This is a genomic window from Roseateles asaccharophilus, from assembly GCF_004362405.1.
Classification (GTDB): Bacteria; Pseudomonadota; Gammaproteobacteria; order Burkholderiales; family Burkholderiaceae_C; genus Kinneretia; species Kinneretia asaccharophila.
Genome location: NZ_SNXE01000003.1, coordinates 369,861 through 387,099, shown reverse-complemented (window position 1 = coordinate 387,099; position 17,239 = coordinate 369,861). Strand labels below are relative to the sequence as shown.

The 17,239-nt window shown below is 71.2% G+C and carries 20 protein-coding genes; 6 read left to right on the top strand and 14 right to left on the bottom strand.

Annotated elements, in window-relative coordinates; genetic code table 11:
* The first annotated feature begins 1 nt into the window (after position 1).
* From hisH to DFR39_RS09615, 6 genes are all read left to right on the top strand, one after another.
* Positions 2–667: an imidazole glycerol phosphate synthase subunit HisH gene (gene hisH / locus DFR39_RS09640; protein ID WP_133603337.1), complete on the top strand. Its 666-nt coding sequence runs from the start codon at positions 2–4 to the stop codon at positions 665–667.
* Between the two features lie 97 nt (positions 668–764).
* Positions 765–1,517 (top strand): 1-(5-phosphoribosyl)-5-[(5-phosphoribosylamino)methylideneamino]imidazole-4-carboxamide isomerase, encoded by a 753-nt coding sequence (hisA, locus tag DFR39_RS09635; protein ID WP_133603336.1) that lies wholly within the window; start codon positions 765–767, stop codon positions 1,515–1,517.
* Between the two features lie 11 nt (positions 1,518–1,528).
* A complete protein-coding gene (gene hisF, locus DFR39_RS09630) occupies positions 1,529–2,302 on the top strand; it encodes an imidazole glycerol phosphate synthase subunit HisF (RefSeq protein WP_133603335.1) in 774 nt (257 codons plus the stop codon).
* A gap of 96 nt (positions 2,303–2,398) precedes the next feature.
* The gene (rsmD, locus tag DFR39_RS09625; protein ID WP_246030766.1) at positions 2,399–2,947 is read left to right on the top strand and encodes a 16S rRNA (guanine(966)-N(2))-methyltransferase RsmD; all 549 of its coding nucleotides are present in this window, start codon (positions 2,399–2,401) and stop codon (positions 2,945–2,947) included.
* A gap of 38 nt (positions 2,948–2,985) precedes the next feature.
* Positions 2,986–3,486, top strand: coding sequence for a pantetheine-phosphate adenylyltransferase (coaD, locus tag DFR39_RS09620; protein ID WP_133603334.1), 501 nt, complete (start codon positions 2,986–2,988; stop codon positions 3,484–3,486).
* Between the two features lie 10 nt (positions 3,487–3,496).
* The gene (locus tag DFR39_RS09615) at positions 3,497–3,748 is read left to right on the top strand and encodes a YfhL family 4Fe-4S dicluster ferredoxin (protein WP_133603333.1); all 252 of its coding nucleotides are present in this window, start codon (positions 3,497–3,499) and stop codon (positions 3,746–3,748) included.
* 1 nt (position 3,749) lies between these two features.
* Here the strand turns inward: DFR39_RS09615 and DFR39_RS09610 are convergent, their stop codons facing one another.
* The 14 genes from DFR39_RS09610 to cobU form a co-directional block, all read right to left on the bottom strand.
* Positions 3,750–4,307, bottom strand: coding sequence for a histidine phosphatase family protein (locus tag DFR39_RS09610; RefSeq protein WP_133603332.1), 558 nt, complete (start codon positions 4,305–4,307; stop codon positions 3,750–3,752).
* On the bottom strand, positions 4,300–5,100 hold the full coding sequence (gene cobS / locus DFR39_RS09605) for an adenosylcobinamide-GDP ribazoletransferase (RefSeq protein ID WP_133603331.1): 801 nt from the start codon (positions 5,098–5,100) through the stop codon (positions 4,300–4,302). The genes DFR39_RS09610 and cobS overlap by 8 nt, the downstream gene beginning before the upstream one ends.
* A gap of 67 nt (positions 5,101–5,167) precedes the next feature.
* Entirely contained in the window at positions 5,168–6,706 is a 1,539-nt protein-coding gene (locus DFR39_RS09600) for a DUF3369 domain-containing protein (protein WP_162849477.1), read from the bottom strand.
* 83 nt (positions 6,707–6,789) lie between these two features.
* Complete coding sequence (gene cobT / locus DFR39_RS09595) at positions 6,790–7,833, bottom strand: nicotinate-nucleotide--dimethylbenzimidazole phosphoribosyltransferase (protein WP_133603329.1); 1,044 nt, start codon at positions 7,831–7,833, stop codon at positions 6,790–6,792.
* Between the two features lie 11 nt (positions 7,834–7,844).
* Positions 7,845–8,639, bottom strand: a complete 795-nt coding sequence (locus DFR39_RS09590) for an ABC transporter substrate-binding protein (RefSeq protein WP_133603328.1) — start codon at positions 8,637–8,639, stop codon at positions 7,845–7,847.
* Complete coding sequence (locus tag DFR39_RS09585) at positions 8,636–10,093, bottom strand: cobyric acid synthase (RefSeq protein ID WP_246030765.1); 1,458 nt, start codon at positions 10,091–10,093, stop codon at positions 8,636–8,638. The genes DFR39_RS09590 and DFR39_RS09585 overlap by 4 nt, the downstream gene beginning before the upstream one ends.
* Positions 10,090–11,097 (bottom strand): aminotransferase class I/II-fold pyridoxal phosphate-dependent enzyme, encoded by a 1,008-nt coding sequence (locus tag DFR39_RS09580; RefSeq protein WP_133603327.1) that lies wholly within the window; start codon positions 11,095–11,097, stop codon positions 10,090–10,092. The genes DFR39_RS09585 and DFR39_RS09580 overlap by 4 nt, the downstream gene beginning before the upstream one ends.
* A gap of 11 nt (positions 11,098–11,108) precedes the next feature.
* Positions 11,109–12,035 (bottom strand): adenosylcobinamide-phosphate synthase CbiB, encoded by a 927-nt coding sequence (gene cbiB / locus DFR39_RS09575; RefSeq protein WP_133603437.1) that lies wholly within the window; start codon positions 12,033–12,035, stop codon positions 11,109–11,111.
* An 8-nt stretch (positions 12,036–12,043) separates the two neighbouring features.
* On the bottom strand, positions 12,044–12,613 hold the full coding sequence (gene cobO, locus DFR39_RS09570) for a cob(I)yrinic acid a,c-diamide adenosyltransferase (protein WP_133603326.1): 570 nt from the start codon (positions 12,611–12,613) through the stop codon (positions 12,044–12,046).
* Between the two features lie 33 nt (positions 12,614–12,646).
* Positions 12,647–13,945 (bottom strand): cobyrinic acid a,c-diamide synthase CobB, encoded by a 1,299-nt coding sequence (locus tag DFR39_RS09565; protein ID WP_133603325.1) that lies wholly within the window; start codon positions 13,943–13,945, stop codon positions 12,647–12,649.
* Positions 13,946–13,954: 9 nt separating this feature from the next.
* Positions 13,955–14,740 (bottom strand): ABC transporter ATP-binding protein, encoded by a 786-nt coding sequence (locus tag DFR39_RS09560; RefSeq protein ID WP_133603324.1) that lies wholly within the window; start codon positions 14,738–14,740, stop codon positions 13,955–13,957.
* Positions 14,737–15,744 (bottom strand): FecCD family ABC transporter permease, encoded by a 1,008-nt coding sequence (locus DFR39_RS09555; protein ID WP_133603323.1) that lies wholly within the window; start codon positions 15,742–15,744, stop codon positions 14,737–14,739. Before DFR39_RS09555 ends, DFR39_RS09560 begins: the two co-directional genes overlap by 4 nt.
* The gene (locus DFR39_RS09550; RefSeq protein WP_133603322.1) at positions 15,744–16,667 is read right to left on the bottom strand and encodes an ABC transporter substrate-binding protein; all 924 of its coding nucleotides are present in this window, start codon (positions 16,665–16,667) and stop codon (positions 15,744–15,746) included. Before DFR39_RS09550 ends, DFR39_RS09555 begins: the two co-directional genes overlap by 1 nt.
* Positions 16,664–17,221 (bottom strand): bifunctional adenosylcobinamide kinase/adenosylcobinamide-phosphate guanylyltransferase, encoded by a 558-nt coding sequence (cobU, locus tag DFR39_RS09545; RefSeq protein WP_133603321.1) that lies wholly within the window; start codon positions 17,219–17,221, stop codon positions 16,664–16,666. The genes DFR39_RS09550 and cobU overlap by 4 nt, the downstream gene beginning before the upstream one ends.
* Positions 17,222–17,239: the final 18 nt, after the last annotated feature.

The following is a 17,239-nucleotide window of genomic DNA, read 5'->3' as shown; positions in this document are numbered from 1 at the left end:
GATGAAGGGCATCGCCATCCGGCCCGGCACCGTGGCCGTGGTCGATTACGGCATGGGCAATCTGCGCTCGGTCTCGCAGGCGGTGCAGCATGCGGCCGCCGGCTCGGGCGTGGAGGTGCTGATCACCCATCGCCCCGAGGAGGTCTACGCCGCCGAGCGTGTGGTGCTGCCGGGTCAGGGCGCCATGCGCGACTGCATGCGCGAGCTGGCCGAGTCCGGCATGAAGGAGGCCGTGCTGCATGCCGCCGCGCACAAGCCCCTGATGGGCGTGTGCGTGGGCATGCAGATGCTGCTGGACCACAGCGAGGAGCAGGACACGCCGGGCCTGGGCCTGATCCCCGGCCGGGTGCAGCGCTTCCAGCTGGAGGGCCAGATCCAGCCCGATGGCAGCCGCTACAAGGTGCCGCAGATGGGCTGGAACCGCGTGCGTCAGAGCCGGCCCCACCCGGTCTGGGGCGAGGTGCCCGACCAGAGCTGGTTCTACTTCGTGCACAGCTTCTACGCCACGACGTCGGACCCGCACCACAGCGTGGGCGAGACCGACTACGGTCTGCGCTTTACCAGCGCGGTGGCCCGGGATAATATTTTTGCCACCCAATTCCATCCCGAGAAAAGCGCCGCGCTGGGGCTAGACCTCTACCGCAACTTCCTGTTATGGAACCCCTGATCGAGGACCGCCACGGCCCCGTCACCCAGGCGTACAAGCTGCCGCTTTTCTCCGCGATCCCCATTCCCACATTCCCGCCAACCACTGCATCTCGGCCATGCTGCTGATTCCTGCCATTGACCTCAAAGACGGCAAATGCGTTCGCCTCCAACAGGGCGATATGAATGCCTCCACCACCTTCGGCGATGACCCGGCCGCCATGGCCCGTCGCTGGGTGGACGCCGGCGCCCGGCGCCTGCACCTGGTCGACCTGAACGGCGCCTTTGCGGGCAAACCGGTCAACGAGGGTGCGATCCGGGCCATCATCCGCGAGGTCGGCGACGACATCCCGGTGCAGCTCGGCGGCGGCATCCGCGATCTGGACACCATCGAGCGCTATCTCGATGACGGCCTGAGCTACATCATCATCGGCACGGCTGCGGTCAAGAACCCGGGCTTTCTGAAGGACGCCTGCAGCGCCTTCGGCGGCCACATCCTCGTGGGCCTGGACGCCAAGGACGGTAAGGTGGCCACCGATGGCTGGAGCAAGCTCACCGGCCATGAGGTCGTGGACCTGGCCAAGAAGTTCGAGGACTACGGCGTCGAGGGCGTGATCTACACCGATATCGGCCGCGACGGCATGCTCAGCGGCATCAATATCGAGGCCACGGTGCGCCTGGCCCAGGCCCTGACCATGCCCGTGATCGCCTCGGGCGGTCTGGCCGGTCTGGCCGATATCGAGGCTCTGTGCGCGGTGGAGCGCGAGGGCGTGTCGGGCGTGATCTGCGGCCGCGCCATCTACACCGGCGATCTGGATCTGGCCGAGGCCCAGCGCCGCGCCGACGCGCTCAGCGACGAGCTGGGCAACTAGGAGTTCGCTGCTTGCTGGCCAAACGCATCATTCCCTGCCTGGACGTGACCGGTGGTCGCGTCGTCAAGGGCGTCAACTTCGAGCAGCTGCGCGACGCGGGCGATCCGGTGGAAATCGCCGCCCGCTACAACGAGCAGGGCGCCGACGAGCTGACCTTTCTGGACATCACCGCCACCAGCGATGGGCGCGACCTGATCCTGCCCATCATCGAGGCCGTGGCCTCCCAGGTCTTCATTCCGCTGACCGTCGGCGGTGGCGTGCGCCAGGTGGGTGATGTGCGCCGCCTGCTCAACGCCGGGGCCGACAAGGTGAGCTTCAACTCCGCCGCCATCGCCAACCCCCAGGTGATCCGCGAGGCCTCCGAGAAATACGGCGCCCAGTGCATCGTGGTGGCCATCGACGCCAAGCGGCGCCCCGATGACGACCCCCGTGGCAGCGGCTGGGATGTCTACAGCCACGGTGGCCGCAAGAACACCGGCCTGGATGTGCTGGCCTGGGCGCGCCAGATGGCCGAGCATGGTGCCGGTGAGATCCTGCTGACCAGCATGGACCGCGACGGCACCCGCAGCGGTTTCGACCTGGCCCTCACTCGCGCGGTGAGCGATGCGGTGAGCGTGCCCGTGATCGCCTCCGGTGGCGTGGGCTCACTGGATGATCTGGCCGATGGCGTGCAAAAGGGCGGGGCCGATGCGGTGCTGGCCGCCAGCATCTTCCATTACGGCCATCACACGGTCGGCGAGGCCAAGGCCTTGATGGCCGCGCGCGGCATCCCGGTACGCCAATGATGCCCCTCGTCGTGCGAGTACGCCCGCCGATCCCCCGTGGGGATGCCGGCCGGCTTGGGGCGGCCCGGCGCTCGGCCGGCTGTGGGGGCGCGCCTCATGGCTGAAGTACGGATCATCGGCGGCCTGTGGAAGCGCTCCAAGCTCCCGGTGGCCGACAAGCCCGGCCTGCGTCCCACGCCCGACCGTGTGCGCGAGACGCTCTTCAACTGGCTGGGCCAGGACCTGAGCGGCTGGCGCGTGCTGGATGCCTTTGCCGGCAGCGGCGCGCTGGGCTTCGAGGCCGCCTCGCGCGGCGCGGCCGAGGTGCAGCTGCTGGAGCGTGACGCCGAGCTCTGCCGCAGCCTCAAGGCCAGCCGCACGCGGCTCAAGGCCGAGGACCGATTGCAGGTGGTGCAGGCCGATGCCCTGGCCTGGATGGCGCGCTGCGCCCCGGCCCGCTATGAGCTGGTCTTCCTGGATCCGCCCTTCCAGCAGGAGCTGTTTGATGCGGCGCTCAAGGCGGCCGCGCCCCTGCTGGTGCCCGGTGGTTTCATCTACCTGGAGTCGCCCCGGCCCCTGGAGCCGGCACCCGAGCTGGGGCTCAAGGCCTGGCGCCAAGCCAAGGCCGGCGCGGTGCACAGCCAGTTGTTGCAGCGCAGCGGATAATCGCGGCTTTTCATCGCCGCCTCCTCGGGAGACAGCTCTTGACCTCCGTGACCGTTCTCACCGCCGTCTACCCCGGCACCTTCGACCCTCTGACCCTGGGCCATGAGGACCTGATGCGCCGGGCCAGCCGCCTGTTCGAGCGGCTCATCGTGGCGGTGGCCGCCGGCCACCACAAGCGCACCATGTTCTCCATCGAGGAGCGCCTGGACATGGCCCAGCAGCTGGCGGCCAAATACCCCAATGTGGAGGTCATCCCCTTCCGCGGCCTGCTGCGCGACTTCGTGCTCGAGCATGGCGGCAAGGTGGTGGTGCGCGGCCTGCGCGCCGTCAGCGACTTCGAGTACGAGTTCCAGATGGCCGGCATGAACCGCAGCCTGATGCCCGACGTCGAGACTGTCTTCCTCACCCCCTCGGACCAGTACCAGTTCATTTCCAGCACCTTCGTCAGGGAGATCGCCACCCTGGGCGGCGATGTCTCCAAGTTCGTGTCACCCTTGGTGCTTGATCGCTTGCGCGATCGCATCAAGAAAGCGGAGTGAGGGGCGCGTCATGGCTTTGATGATCACGGACGAATGCATCAACTGTGATGTGTGCGAGCCCGAGTGCCCCAACAATGCCATCGCCATGGGCGCGGAGTACTACGAGATCGATCCGGGCAAGTGCACCGAATGCGTGGGCCACCACGAGGAGCCGCAGTGCGTGGCCCTGTGCCCCGTGGCCTGCATCCCGGTGAACCCCCAGCATGTCGAGACCCGCGAGATGCTGATGCAGAAGTATCTGCGCCTGACGGCCACCGCCTGAGTCAGACCAGGCGCCGCAGCTCGCCGTAGCGCGGGGCGGCGGGCCAGGCGGCGGCCTCCTGCGGGGCCGGGCCGGCCCAGGCACGGGCCAGCATCCAGCCGCCATGGCTCACCAGCAGGGCGGGGCGCTGCGCGGGCTGCCAGGCCCGGGCGCGTGCCAGCAGCTGGCTGAGGCTTTCGCCGCCGCCCGGCGCATGCCGGGCAAAGTCGGCGCACCAGGCGTCGACCTCGGCCTGGCCGATGGCGGTCCAGGCCTTGCCCTCCCAGTGGCCGAAATCCAGTTCCAGCAGGGCGGCGTCCACCCGGTGCTGCCAGCCCCAGCGGCGCAGCCAGCGGCCCACGGCGCGGCAGCGCGCCAGCGGCGAGGTGTGGATGCAATGCGGCAGGCGAGCGCGCCGGGCCTGGGCCTGGATGCGCCGGGCCAGGCGCTTGGAGCGGCGCCAGTGCACGGGCAGATCGCTGCCCGCGCCCACGCAGCGCCCCGCCGCGCCCTCGGGCCGCGGATGACGCCAGACCCAGAGTGCGTCCGCCGGGGCCAGGTCTTGCCCCGTTTCAGCCATGGCTGACGAACTGGGCCGCAAAGCCCAGCAGGGCGGCCAGCTCGGCCAGCTGCTGGGTGGCGCCCAGGTTGTCGCCGGTGAAGCCGCCCAGGCGCTTGTCCAGCCAGCCCTGCATCAGCAGGGTGGTGCCGGCCACGCCCAGGGCCGCCAGGCAGAGGCTGGGCAACCAGCTCATGTCCACGGCCAGCAGGCCCAGGCTGGCCAGGGCCACCCAGGCCAGGGCCACGAACAGCCCGGCGCCGCCGATGCGGGTGGCCAGGGGCTTGGCCTTGGCATGCTCGGCATCGCCCGCATAGGGCAGGCCGTGGATCAGCCAGACAGGCGCGGCGCGCGAGGCCGCATGGGCCCAGATCCAGCCGGCCAGGGCCAGCCAGCCATCCTGCTCCAGCAAGGCCAGCAGTACGGCGGCCTTGAGCCCCAGCATCAGGATCAGGGCCAGGGCGCCGTAGCTGCCGATGCGAGAGTCCTTCATGATGCTCAGGGCCTTCTCGCGCGAGACCGCGCCGCCCAGGCCGTCCCAGGTGTCGGCCCAGCCGTCTTCGTGGAAGCCGCCGGTCAGCCAGATGCCGCCGGCCAGGGCCAGGCCCACGGCCACCGGCGCGGTCCAGAACCACAGCGCGGCCCAGAGCAGCAGGGCACAGAAGGCCCCCACCAGCAGGCCCACCAGCGGGAAGTGGCGGGCGCAGTGCTGCAGCCAGATCGGCTCGAAACCCACCCAGCGCGGAATGGGCAGGCGGGTGAAGAACTGCAGGGCGATGAAGAAGAGCCGGAGCTCGTGGACGAGCAGATGCATGCGTGAGGGGGGAGCGTGGGCCGCCGCGATTATCAGCGGCGCGCCCCAGGCTCAGGGCGCCGCGTGCTCAGCTGTCGGGATAGCGCTCATAGATGGCGCGCACATCGTCCAGGCGCTCCAGCAGCATGCGCACCAGATTCGGGTCGAAACGGGTGCCGGCCTCGCTGCGTATGAGGTCCAGGGCCTCGTCGAAGTTCCAGGGCTTTTTGTAGCAGCGCTCGCTGACCAAGGCGTCCAGCACATCGGCCAGGGCCACGATGCGGCCCACGATATGGATCTGCTCGCCCGCCAGACCGCGCGGATAGCCCAGGCCGTCCCAACGCTCGTGGTGTTCGTGAGCGATGGTGGCACCCAGCTGCAGGATGCGCTTGTCGCTCTTGTTGAGCAGCTCGTAGCCGATGCGCGCATGGGTCTTCATGACCTCCCACTCCTCCTCATCGAGCTTGCCCGGCTTGTTGAGTACGCGGTCCGGGATGCCGATCTTGCCCACATCGTGCAGGGGCGCGGCCTGACGCAGAAACTCCACATCGGCACCCTTCATGCCCACGGACTCGCCCAGCAGGGCCGAGAGCTCGGCCACGCGCCTGACATGGGCGCCGGTTTCCTTGGAGCGTTTTTCCACCGCCTCGCCCAGGATATAGACCGTGGAGCGCTGGGTGTCCTGGATCTCCTCGCGCAGCAGCAGGCTCTCGTAGGTGATGGCCACATTGGCGCAGAAGATCTCCAGCAGCTCGCGGGCGGCGGCGTCCACCGGCTCGTCGAACACCATGTAGAGCAGGCTCTCGTTGCCGGTGCTGCTGCGGTAGTAGCCCACGAAGTGGCGCTCGTCGAAATGGCTTTGCTGTTGCTCGAGCGCGCTTTCCAGAACACCGCGCACGTCTTCGGGAAGATCGCGCAGTTCCTCGTCCACCAGCAGGCGCGAGTATTCGGCCGTGGCGGCCAGCACCTTGAGCCGGCCCTCCATATGCGAGGCGGCGTAGGCGGCGACGCGCGTGGCGCACAGGCCCTGGGCGTCCATGCCCAGCAGATGGCCCACCTGCTCCAGCACGGCCGAGGCGAAGCGGCGCAGGTTCTGCGAGTCGTAGACCTTGGTGATGGAGTCGATCGCACGGCGCAGGGCCAGACGCGAGGACTCGATGATCATGATGTCGCGGTAGCTGCGCAGCGCGTTGTAGAAGACCGTGATCAGCTTGCGCTTGGTGAGCTCCGTCTTTTCCTTGTAGTCATTGATGTCGTAGCTCTTGATCACATGCTCTTCGGGCGCCTGACCGGGCTGGCCCGTGCGCAGCACGATGCGCACATGGTGGTTGTCCAGCTCCTCGCGGATGTAGCGCGCCAGCTCCAGGCCGGCGTGCTCGCTCTCCATCACCACGTCCAGCAGGATCATGGCGATATCGCGCCGGCTGGCCAGCAGCTCACGCGCTTCCACCGCGCTGTAGGCGTCCAGGAAGAGCAGACGCCGGCCGGCGAACTCAAAGCCGGCCATCACCAGCTGGGTGACTTCATGCACCGCGGGGTCGTCGTCCACGATCATGACAACCCAGGGTTCCAGCACCTTGGCCAGGGGGGCCTCGGGCAGTTCGTCGGCGAATACCAGATCCGTCATGGAGCGCGACCTCGCGGCATTGAGCTTGTGGGCCATTATTACCATGGAAGGCCGCGCTGTGGTGGCACCGTGGCGCCCTGGTATCAGCCCCTCTCGCTGACCCCCGCCGAGGCGAAGCTGGCCATCTCCGCCAGGATGCGGCAGGCCGACTCCAGCAGGGGCCAGGCCAGGGCCGCGCCCGAGCCCTCGCCCAGGCGCAGGCCCAGGTCCAGCAGGGGTTCGGCCTGCAGGGCCTGCAGCATCAGGCGGTGGCCCGCCTCCTGCGAGGCATGCGAGAACACGCAGCGCTGCAGCACCGCCGGCTGCAGGCGGGCCGCCACCAGCACGGCCGCACCGGTGATGAAACCGTCCACCAGGATCACGCGGCGCTCGGCCGCGGCCTGCAGCACCGCGCCCACCATCATGGCGATCTCGAAGCCGCCGAATGCCGCCAGCGCCCCCAGGGGGGTGACCGCCTCGCCATGACGCTGCAGCACCTGGCGCAGCACGTCGACCTTGCGGGCCAGCTGTGCATCGTCAAGACCTGTCCCCCGACCCACGCACTGCGCGATGGGGCTGTCGGTCAGGCGGGCCAGTAGCAGGGCGGCGGCCGAGGTGTTGCCAATGCCCATTTCGCCCAGCAGCAGCACATTGCCGGGTCGCTGGCGCAGCAGCGAGCGACCGGCGCTGATGGCGGTGGCGCACTGGTCCGGGCTCATGGCCGGGCCGGCCAGGGCGTCGGCCGTGCCGGGGGCGATCTTGGCGATCACCAGGCCCTCGCGCGGCGCGAATTCGTGCGCCACGCCGGCGTCCACCACGGTCAGGGTCAGGTCATGCTGGCGAGCCAGCACCGAGACCGCGGCACCGCCGGCCAGAAAGTTCTCCACCATCTGCCAGGTCACATCGCTGGGAAAGGCCGACACACCGCGCGCGGCCAGGCCGTGGTCGCCGGCAAACACCATGAGCTGGGGCGCTTCCAGGCGCGGGGTCTCGCTGCCCAGGATCAGGCCCAGGCGCAGCATCAGGGCTTCCAGGCGGCCCAGGGCGCCCAGGGGCTTGGTCTTGGCGTCGATGCGGGCCTGCAGGGCGGCGGCCAGATCGGCTTGATCCAGCGAGGCAATGCTGGGGATGAGGTCGTGCTCGGACATGGTGGGTTCCCTCAGGAAAGTGCTTGTACGGTGTCTTGCAGGGCGGCCAGCAGCTGGCGCGCCCCGCGCTCGATGGCAGCCGGGCCAGGGGCCAGGATGTCGGCGGACTTGATCTCGGCCAGGCGGGCGCCCAACGCAGCAAAGCCGGGCCGGGCCAGCACCCGCTCCGGCACAAAGCGCTTCCCGCACCAGGAGCCCAGGATGAGCTGGGGCCGTGCGGCCAGCACCGCCTCGGGCGTGACGATGCGCTCGCGCGCGAAGCCGGCCCGCGCGCGCTCGGCAAACACATCCTCGCCACCGGCCAGCTGGATCAGCTCGCTCACCCAGCCTATGCCGCAGATCATGGGCTCGTCCCATTCCTCGAAGTAGACGCGCGGGCGCCAGGGCAGGGCGGCGGCCGCGGCGGCCAGCTCGTCCTGGGTCTGCCGCAGCTGGCGCGACAGCGCCTCGGCCTCGGCCTCGCGCCCCACCAAGCCGCCCAGGCGGCGCACCATGGCATGGATGCCGGCCAGATCGCGCTGGTCAAACCAGAGCGTGGCCAGGCCGGCGCGCTCGCATTCCTCCAGCAGGGGACGCTGCAGGTCCGAGAAGCCGATCACCAGATCGGGCTGCACGGCCTGGATGCGCTCCAGCTTCATGCTGGAGAAGCCGCTGATCTTGGGCTTCTCGGCGCGCGCCTGGGGCGGGTGCACGCTATAGCCCGAGATGCCGGCCACCCGCTCCTGGGCGCCCAGGCGGTAGAGCACCTCCACCGCCTCGGTGGACAGGCAGGCGATGCGTTGCGGGCCTGAGCTGGGCGTGCTCATCGGATCAGGGCCGGCAGGGCGCCGGGCTGGAAATGCGCGTCCACGAAATCGGCCAGGCCGTCGAAGACCTGGTCCAGGCTGGGACCGCTGGCGCCGAACAGGGCCTGCAGCACGGCGGGCTGCTCGAACAGGCCATGCACATAGTGGCCCAGCACCGAACCCTGCTGCCAGCCAATCGGCTGGCCCAACTCGTCGCGCAGGGCCACGGCGGCGGTGGCCAGGGAGGGATGCTGGGCGGTGCGGCCGTGGTGGATCTCGTAACCCGAGGCGGCGAGCGCACCGAGCGCTGCCCAGGGGCCGGCGAGCTCGGACTCGAAGCGCGCCTGGCAGGGGCGCAGCAGCTTCTCGCGCTCGAACTGCGTGACCAGGGGCAGCAGGCCCAGGCCCGGCGCATTGCCGTCCAGCGCATGCGGGTCCAGCAGGGCCTCGCCCAGCATCTGCAGGCCGCCGCAGATGCCCAGCACCGGCCGGCCGGCCGTCGCATGGGCGGCGATGGCGGCGTCCAGGCGCTGCTCACGCAGCCAGGCCAGATCGGCGGCCACGGCCTTGGAGCCGGGCAGGATGATCCAGTCCGCGGCCTGCAGCTCGGCCGGGCTGCGGGCCCAGACCAGGCGCACGCCCGGCAGGCCGCGCAGGGGCTGGAACTCGTCCAGATTGGACAGGCGCGGATAGGCCACCACGGCGATGGTCTGGCCTGCGCCCGTGGGCTGGTCGTCGAACACGCCATCCTCTTCAGGCAGACCGTGGCCGCGCCACATCGGCAGCGTGGCCACGGTGGGCACACCGGTCAGGGCCTGCAGCTGCTCGGGGCCGGGCGAGAGCAGGCGCGCATCGCCGCGAAAGCGGTTGAGCACAAAGCCCTGGATGAGGGCGCGCTCTTCGGGCGGCAGCAGCTGGTGGGTGCCGTAGAGATGGGCGAAGGCGCCGCCGCGATCGATATCGGTCACCAGCAGGCAGGCGGCCCTGGCCTCGCGGGCGGTGCGCATATTCACATAGTCGCTGCTGTGCAGATTGATCTCGGCCGGCGAGCCCGCGCCCTCGATCAGCAGCAGATCGTTCTCGGCCATCAGCGCGTGCAGGGCGGCGCGGGCATGGGGCCAGAGCTTCTCGCTGCGCTCGCGCCAGGGCGTGGCATTGAGCTCGGCGTGCACCTCGCCCAGCACCACCACCTGGCTTTTCGTATCGGCCTCGGGCTTGAGCAGCACCGGGTTCATGCGCACCTCGGGCTGGCGGCCGGCGGCCAGGGCCTGGAAATACTGGGCGCTGCCGATCTCGCCCATCCGGCCTTGCAGGCCAGGGACGACGCGCGCGTTATTGCTCATGTTCTGCGCCTTGAAGGGCGCGACCTTCAGCCCCTGGCGGGCATACCAGCGGCACAGTGCGGTCGTCAGCCAGCTCTTGCCGGCGCCGCTGGTGGTGCCCAGCACCATCAGGGCCTTGGCCTGTCGGCTCATCGATCGATCTCCTTCAAGAGGGCTTGCTGGGCCGGGCCCGGCAGGGCGGCGATGCGCCAGGCGCCGGGTGCGCCCAGGCTGCTGGCGTCGCGCAGCTTGAGGCCGGCCGCGCGCAGCCGACCATCGTCCAGGGGCTGCGGTGGGCGGGCCAGCCAGAAGTTCGTCACGCTCTCGCCCTGCACCCAGCCGCGCTGTTCCAGGGCATCGCGCAGCTGGCGGCGCCACAGGCGCAGCTGCTCGCGCGAGTGCGCCAGCCACAGGGCCGTGGCCGGATCATGCCAGTGCTGCAGCAGGGCCACGCCCTCGGCCGAGAGCACCCAGCTGGGAGCCAGCGAGAGCGCGCGGGCCCAGAGCGCATCGGGCTCGGGCGCGCGCAGATAGGCGGCGCGTACGCCCGTCAGGCCCAGGGCCTTGTTGGGACAGACCAGCTGCCAGGCCTGGGCCGGCAGAGCCGGGGCCTCCCCGTACAGGCGCAGGGCTTCATAGGCACGGTCCACCACCAGGGTCACGCCGGGCCGCTCGGCCAGGGCCTGCAGGGCGTGGCCGTCCAGGCTGCTGCCGGTCGGATTGCAGGGCTCGCAGGCCCAGACCAGGGCCGGGCCTCTGGGGCGCGGCAGCTCATCGGGGCCGTAGCCGTGCACCCGCAGGTCCAGGGCCTGGGCGGCCAGGGCGTAGTCGCCAAAGCCCGGGCAAGGCACCCAGACCTCGCGACAGTCACGTGCCAGCAGGGCCGCCAGGGTCAGCCTGCGTATGGCCTCGGCCCCGCCGCTGGCCACCAGCAGCTGCTCCGGCGCGCTCAGGCCCTCGCTCGCGGCCAGCTGTGTGCGCAGGCTCAGGTATTGCGGGTCGGGGTAGCGGCTGCGGTCGGCGGCCTGCACCGCGCGGATCAGACCCAGGGGCGGCCCCAGCGGGTTGGCATTGGTGGAGAAGTCGTGGCTGATGGGCGGGCCGTTGTCGGGCCCGCCGTGGACCGGCAGCAAGGGAACGTGGGGCGATGGGCTCATGCGCGGCGGGCTCAGGCGAGGCGCCAGCCCAGGGCCAGCAGCACCAGCAGGCCGCTGCAGCGCCACAGGGTGAGGCGGGCGCGCCGCAGGGCCTGGGGCAGATGGGCGGGCTCGGGCGCCACGCCTTTGGCATTGAGACGGTAGACGCCGGGCTTGCCCAGGCTCAGGCCCAGGTCCAGCGCCATGGCCGCCATGGGCCAGCCGCTATTGGGCGAGGGCGTGCGCCCCGCCTCGCGCAGCAGGCGCGGCAGCTGCCACAGCGGAATCATCAGCAGGCCGGTGAGCCGGGCCGGCAGCCAGGACAGCACATCGTCCGCCCGGGCCGCAAACTTGCCGGACCACTCACGCTCATCGCGGTAGCCCCACATGGCATCGGCGGTGTTGGCGAAGCGGTAGAGCGCCGCGCCCGGCAGGCCGGCCAGGGCGAACCAGAACAGGGGCGCCACCACCGAGTCATTGAGGTTCTCGGCCAGAGTCTCGATGGCGGCCTCGCGCACCTCGGCCGCGCTCAGCGCCCGGGTGTCGCGGCTCACCAGGCGGGCCAGGCGGGCCCGGCCGGCCTCCAGCGACTGCTGCAGCGCCGCCTCCACGGCCTGCACCTCCTCCGCCAGCATGCGCCAGGCCAGCAGGGGCTTGAGCAGCAGGCCGAGCGCCAGGGCGCAGAGCAGCAGGCCCGGCAGGCCGGTCCAGGGCCGCAGGGCCTGCATCAGCAGCATCTCCAGGCTCAGGGCCAGGGCGGCGCTGAGCAGGGCGCCCAGCAGCCAGGCCAGGGCCCCGCCGGCGAAGGCGGGGCCCGGCGGCAGGGCCGTGAGGCGCGGGCCGAAGAAGCCCAGGTACTGCCCCATGCCCACCACCGGATGCAGGCGCGCGGGCGGCTCGCCGAAGAGGCGGTCCACCAGCAGCGCGATCAGCATGGCCAGGGGCAGGAGCAGGGGCATCAGGTTCATCAGTCCTCTATGCCGCGCTGGGCGGGCACGCCGGCCTTGAAATGGTGCTTGATCAGGGTCATCTCGGTCACGGTGTCGGCCAGATCGATCAGCTCCTGCGGCGCATTGCGGCCGGTGAGCACCACATGCACATGGGCGGGACGCTCGCGCAGGGCCTTCAGCACGGGCTCCAGCGGCAGCCAGCCGTAGCGCAGCGGGTACATGATCTCGTCCAGCACCACCAGGAAATGCTCGCCCGCGGCTATTGCTGCGGCGGCGCGTGCCCAACCGTCGCGCGCAAGCTGGGCGCTGTGCTCCAGGTCCTTGCTCTTCCAGCTGAAGCCGTCGCCCAGGCCCTCGATGGGCACGCCCAGCTGCTCGAAGAGGCGGTGCTCGCCGAAGCGCGCGCTGGGCACCTTCATGAACTGGTAGATCTTGACCGCCTTGCCGCGGCCATGGGCGCGCAGGGCCAGGCCGAAGGCGGCCGTGCTCTTGCCCTTGCCGTCGCCGGTGTGGACCAGGATCAGGCCGCGTCGCTCGGCGGTGGGGATGATGCGTTCGCGGTCGACCGGGGGTTTTTCAATCTGCATGGCGTGGCGCGGTGAGCGCTTGGGTGGGCATGATCAGCCGGCAAAGAATGCGGCGATGGCCTCGGGGTTGGAGGGGAAGTAGTGGTGCACATAGCTCGCGCGCAGCGAGCCCTGCTGATAGAGCGCCTCGGCCGCCTTGCCGCCATTGGGATTGCTGGCGCGAGCGATGGGCGGCAGCGGCGTTTCGAAGGTGGAGTAGTGGAAGGTATGGCCGCGCAGCTCACCCTCGGGCCAGGTGATGGCCTGCAGGCCCAGGGCGGTCAGGCGCGTCTGCAGGCGGGCCTGGCCGGGCAGCAGGCCGGCCATGGCGTGCTCCTGGCCCTGGGCATCGGTCAGGCTGACGGCCAGGGCCAGCATGCCGCCGCATTCGGCCAGCAGGGGCTTGCTCGCGGCCAGGTGCGCGCGCAGGCCGCTGAAGAAGGCCTTGTTGGCACGCAGGGCCGGGGCATGCAGCTCGGGGTAGCCGCCGGGCAGCCAGAGCGCATCGCAGTCGGGCAGGGGCTCGCCCTCGGCCGGCGCGAACAAGAGGACCTCGGCGCCCAGGCGGCGCAGGCAGTCCAGATTGGCGGGGTAGATGAAGGAGAAGGCGGCGTCCTGGGCCACGGCGATGCGCCGGCCCGCCAGACGCGGTACCGGCGCCGGCTCCGGCGTGAAGCCGGCGGCCGCGAAGTCCACCGGCGCGAACTCGAAGCCGGCCGAGGCCGCGCCCCAGGCGCGTGCCCACTCGTCTAGCTGGGCGTCCAGCCCCGGCAGCTCGCGGGCCTGGACCAGGCCCAGATGGCGCTCGGGCAGGGCCAGGTCTTGCCGGCGCTGCAGGGCGGCCACCAAGGGCAGGTCGGCGGGCAGGCCCTCGGCCACCATGCGGCCATGGCCCTCGCTGCCCACGCGGTTGGCCACCACGCCACACAGGCGGATGCGGCCCTCGCGGTAGCGCTGCAGGCCCAGGGCCAGGGCGGCAAAGGTCTGGGCCATGCTGCCGGCGTCGATGACGGCCAGCACCGGCAGATTGAAGGCCTCGGCCAGGTCGGCGCTGCTGGGCGCGCCGTCGAAAAGCCCCATCACGCCCTCGACCAGGATCAGGTCGGACTCGCTCGCCGCCTGTGCCAGCAGACCACGGCAATGATCGAGCCCGCCCATGAAGAGATCCAGCTGGTAGACCGGGTGGCCGCTGGCGCGCTCCAGGATCATGGGGTCCAGGTAGTCGGGGCCGGTCTTGAAGACGCGCACCTTCTTGCCGGCCTGGCGCGCATGGCGGGCGATGGCGGCGGTGACGCTGGTCTTGCCCTGGCCGGAGGCCGGGGCGCTGATCATCAGGGCGGGGCAGCTTGTCATGGAGTGGGGTCAGGTGTTGAGTGCGATCCAGCGTGTGCCCACCTGCAGGATCTGCAGGCGCTGCTGGAAGACCGCTTGCAGGGCCGCATGGGTGGCAGCCTCGTGCGGCGCGCCGCGGTGCAGGATGCGGCCGCCGTCCATCACCACCAGCTGCTGGGCCTGCAGGGCGATATTGAGTTCATGCAGCACCGAGACCACGGCGGCGCCTGCGGCCACGCGCTCGCGCACGATCTGCACCCAGTCGCTCTGGTGCGGCGGGTCCAGATGGGCCAGGGGTTCGTCCATCAGCAGCAGGGGCGCTTGCACGGCCAGGGCGCGGGCCAGCAGCACGCGCTGGCGCTCGCCGCCGGAGAGCCGGCCCAGGGCGCGCTCGCGCCACTCCCAGCTCTGGGTCTGGCTCATGGCCTGCTCCACCGCCGTGCGGTCCTGGGCGCTGGGCGGGGCCAGCCAGGCCTGGTGGGGCAGGCGGCCCAGCATCACCACCTCGTAGGCGCTGAGCTCCTCGGCCACGCTTTCGTTCTGGCCCAGCCAGGCCACCTGGCGGGCGCGCTCGCGGGCCGGCCAGTCGGCCCAGTCGCGGCCCTGCAGCTGCAGGCTGCCCTCGAAGGGCAGCAGGCCGCACAGGGCGCGCAGCAGGGTGGACTTGCCGGCGCCGTTGGGGCCGACGATGGCCGTCCAGGCCGCGGGCGTGGGTGCGAAGTCCAGGGGATGCAGGATGGGCGTGCCACCCAGCTTGAGCTGGTGCAGGCGCAGGCTGAGATGGGCCGCTTGCAGCACGGGGATGCCGGGGCTCATCGCGCCACTCCCAGGCCGCGCGGGCGGCGGTGCATCAGCCACAGCAGATAGCTGCCACCCAGCAAGGCCGTGACCACGCCCACTGGCAGCTCCTGCGGCGCGATCACCCAGCGCGCCAGCACATCGGCCGCCAGCAGCAGCACGCCGCCCGCCAGGGGCGCGAGCAGCAGCAGGGCGCGGTGGGTGCAGGGCCCCCAGCTGCGCACCAGATGCGGGGCCACCAGGCCCACGAAGGCGATCAGGCCGCACTGCGCCACGGCGGCGCCGGTGGCCAGGGCCAGGGCGCCGATCAGCAGCAGGCGCACCGCGGCCAGGCGCACGCCCAGGGAGCGGGCCGTGGCCTCGCCCAGGCTCAGCGCGTCCAGGGTGCGGGCACAGCCCTGGGCCAGCAGCAGGCACAGCAGCAGGGTCGCGGCCATGATCTGCACCGCGCTCCAGCCCACATAGCCGGTGCTGCCCAGCATGAAGGCCTGCATGGCGCGCAGGATGTCGGGGTTCATCAGGGTGAGCAGGGCCGAGCCCGAGCCCAGCACCACGCCCACGATCACGCCGGCCAGCAGCAGGCGCAGGGTCTGCTCCACGCCGCGGGCCAGCAGCAGGGTCAGCAGCACCGCACCCACGGCGCCGGCAAAGGCCGCGCCCGTCATGCCCAAACGCAGGGCGAGGGCGGTCGCGGCGGGTGAGAGACCCACCACGCAGAAGAGCAGCAGGGCCACGCCCAGGGAGGCGCCGGCCGAGCAGCCCAGCAGATAGGGGTCGGCCAGCGGGTTGCGGAACAGGCCTTGGGCAATGGCCCCGGCCAGGGCCAGCAGGGCGCCGGCCAGCCAGGCGCCCAGGGAGCGCGGCGCGCGGATGTCCCAGAGGATGAGCTGCATGGCCGCGTCGCCCGCCGAGGCGCCTAGCCAGGGGCTCCAGCCGGTGCTGCCGATCGCCAGGCCCAGGCCCAGCAGGGCCGCGCTGGCCAGCAGCAGCATCAGCAGCCACAGGGGCTGGCGCCCGCTCATCAGCGCATGCCTCCGGACGGCGCGTTGAAGGGCGTGGTGGGCCAGGGCACGGGGCCGGCGGCGGCCTGGCGCAGGCAGCGCGCCATCAGGGCCGCCGCCTCGCCCATGCGTGGGCCGGGGCGCACCAGCACATCCGATTCGCCCGGCACCCAGACGCAGATCTTCTTGTCGCGCACCGCACGGATGTTGTGCCAGCCCGGGCGCGTGGGCAGGCCGTTGGCGCTGCGCTGGCCCACCATGATGAGCTGGGGGTCGGCGCGCACCACGAATTCGGGGTTGAGCTTGGGGAAGGGGCCCAGCTCGGCCGGCACCACATTGCGTGGGCCCAGGCGGGCCAGGATTTCGCCGATGAAGCTGGCGCGGCCGGCGGCATAGGGCGCGGCATCTACCTCGTAATAGACGCTCAGCTCGCGCGCCGCGGGCGGCAGCTGCTGGGCCTGCAGGGAGATGGCGCCGTCGATGCGGTTCCAGATGCGGCGCGCGTCATCGGGCTTGCCCAGCACCTGGGCCACCTTGCCCAGCACGCGCTGCACATCGGCCATGCTGCGCGGCTCCAGGGCCACGACCTTGAGGCCCAGGGCCTCCAGGCGGTCGATCACCCGGGCCGAGACGCCCAGCAGCACCAGATCGGGCTTGAGCGCCACCAGGGCTTCGACGCTGGTGTCATCCAAGCCACCCAGCTTGGGCAGGGCGCGCACGCTGGCCGGGTAGTCGGAAAAGCGGTCCACGCCCACCAGCCGGGCGCAGTCGCCCAGCTCGCACACCGTCTCGGTCAGCGAGGGCAGCAGGCTGACGATGCGCTTGGGCACATCGGGCAGGGTGACGCTGGCGCCACGGTCGTCCTTGATGGCGATGGGCGCGGCCGGCGCCAGCGCGCTCAGGCCCAGCAGCGAGAGTGCTGCGAGAGCGGCTCGTATCCTCATTCGCTCGTCCTCTCCACGGGGCGGGTCCAGGCCTGGCCGGCCACCATCAGGGTCAGGTTTTGACAGCGCTGGGCCACGGCCTGGTTCAGCCGGCCCAGCTCGTCCACAAAGAATCGCGCCTCGCGCGTCATGGGGCTCACGCCCCAGCCCACCTCGTTGGAGACGAAGAGCACGGGCGAGGGCAGGGCGGGCAGGGCCTGCAGCAGGGCCGCACGCTCCGCCGCCCAGGCGGCCAGATCGGGCTGGCCCTCCATGGGCATCAGCCAGTTGGTGAGCCACAGCGTGAGGCAGTCCACCAGCAACAGGCGACCGGGGCGTGCGGCCGCCTGCAGGGCCGCCGTCAGCTGCAGCGGCGCCTCCAGGGTGGCAAAGCCCGCCGGCCGGTCGGCCTGGTGACGCGCGATGCGCTCGCGCATCTCCGCGTCAAAGGCCAGGGCCGTGGCCAGCACCGCGACCTCGCCGCCCTTGCGCTGCCAGTCAAGCGCCAGGCGCTCGGCCTGGCGCGACTTGCCGCTGCGCTGGCCGCCGACGATGAGCTGGTGAGGTGCGGTCATCGCTGTGGGCTCGGCCAG